General features: G+C 36.0%; 1 protein-coding gene and 1 pseudogene. Both read left to right on the top strand.

Going from position 1 to position 1,821, the window contains the following annotated elements; genetic code table 11:
* Positions 1-126: 126 nt before the first annotated feature.
* Positions 127-996, top strand: a pseudogene (locus ETC02_RS16490) (PhzF family phenazine biosynthesis isomerase); the annotation flags it as partial.
* Between the two features lie 295 nt (positions 997-1,291).
* Positions 1,292-1,618, top strand: a complete 327-nt coding sequence (locus ETC02_RS18475) for a GNAT family N-acetyltransferase (RefSeq protein WP_079936457.1) — start codon at positions 1,292-1,294, stop codon at positions 1,616-1,618.
* The last annotated feature ends 203 nt before the right edge of the window (positions 1,619-1,821 follow it).

Here is a 1,821-nt window from a genome sequence, read left to right as displayed (position 1 = left end):
CTCAACTGTAAATACAGCTTGTTGTACCGTCAACATGTGATTCACCTCCTTGTCTATCAGTATTCACATCATAGACAAGGAAAGAAGAAAATATTCAGCTCACTTTATGATGTGGCTGAATAGTTACACGATGCATTCAGTAATGAGCCAAATATGGGGAATCCAGCAGGTGTAGTTTTAGATGGAGACCAATTCACTGAAAAGGAAATGCAAGAAATAGCGTTAAAAGTAGGCTTTAATGAAACAGCTTTCCCTCTTAAATCTGATAAAGCGGACGTTAGAATTCGTTATTTTACACCTGGACATGAAATGAATCTATGTGGTCATGCAACAATGGCTGCTATTTATGCATTAAAAACAAAAGAATTACTAAAAGAAAAGAGTGATTTAACAATAGAAACCAAAGCAGGAGTTCTGCCAATAAGAATAAATCGAAATTCACAAAACGAAATAGACATAACGATGAAACAAGCATCTCCACAATTTAAAGAATTTAATGGTTCAGTTGAAGATTTAGCCTTTTCCATAGGGCTGAAAAAAGACGATATAGAACCGAACTTACCGATTTTATACGGAAGTACAGGTACTTGGACTTTATTAATTCCAATAAAAACCCTAAGTGCTTTCAAAAGAATGAAACCCAATAATAAGCTCTTCCCAAGTATATTGAAAGAAATGCCAATGGCTTCTGTCCACCCTTTTTGTTTAGAAACTTATGATTCAAATGCACATATGCATGCTCGACATTTTTCTTCGCCTTTCTCTGGCACGATTGAAGACCCAGTAACAGGAACTGCTTCTGGGGTAATGGGCGCATATTATGCAAAATATATCGCAGATAATAACGTATTAAACCTAAACCTTTTAATTGAACAAGGTCAGGAAATTGGAAGAGATGGAAGAGTAGAAGTAAATGTGATGAAAAATGAGGATTCATATGAAGTAGAAATTACAGGTAAAGCTGTTTTTGTAAAAGAGATTGAGGTTCTTATTTAATTAACAAAGTTTCCTGTTTTACTATCTACTATCCTGAAAATTTCTGAATCCAAAAAGGTAACACTCCCATACGAACTCGAAGTATCAGTTTGTAATCGACCTCTGACTTCAGCTATAAGAGCAGTATAGACATAATATATTTCACATTTTCATTCTTCTGATGGTGATGCATAGATGCGGTATGGTTGTCTCCCATGGAAGAATGAATTAACTTCCATCATCTGTGGTGAAACTTGTTTAATGTTTGGCTAAGGGCAGGGGAGTTGAAGAATTATATTGGGAGGAGGAATTTTTAGTGGCAGAAACAGTTGTACCAATTACAACAGATAATTTGGAACAATGTATTGAACTATATATTAAAGTTTTTAATAGTGAGCCTTGGAATGAAAGTTGGACGTATGAAACTGCTAAAGAAAGGCTTACGGATTTGTTACATACTCCTAATTTTACGGGATTTTTTTGGAAAAACAATGAAACTCCAATTGGTTTTATAGCAGGAAACAGCAAAAAAACATATCAAGGAATAACTTTTTATTTAGCAGAATTATGCATCAATAATGAAATTCAAGGTAAAGGTTATGGTTCCAAACTTCTCCAATTTTTAGAGGAGCATTCCCGTTAGGAGCTTTTCCGGGGACTTGATCAAAAAAAGCCCTCTTGGTATGATGCAGGGGTGTCAAACAATACCTACCATCATGCCAAGGAGGACTTCAGATGAATTGTACACAAAACTATAAAATTGATCAAGTTACGGAACAAACGCTTGTCGTGGGCATCGATATCGCGAAACGAACCCACTACGCCTGCTTCGTGGATGACCGGGGG

The sequence above is a fragment of the Geobacillus sp. DSP4a genome (assembly GCF_013096875.1).
Classification (GTDB): domain Bacteria; phylum Bacillota; class Bacilli; order Bacillales; family Anoxybacillaceae; genus Geobacillus; species Geobacillus thermophilus.
Note: the sequence above shows the minus strand (reverse complement) of the source record. Positions and strands in the feature narration are given on the sequence as shown.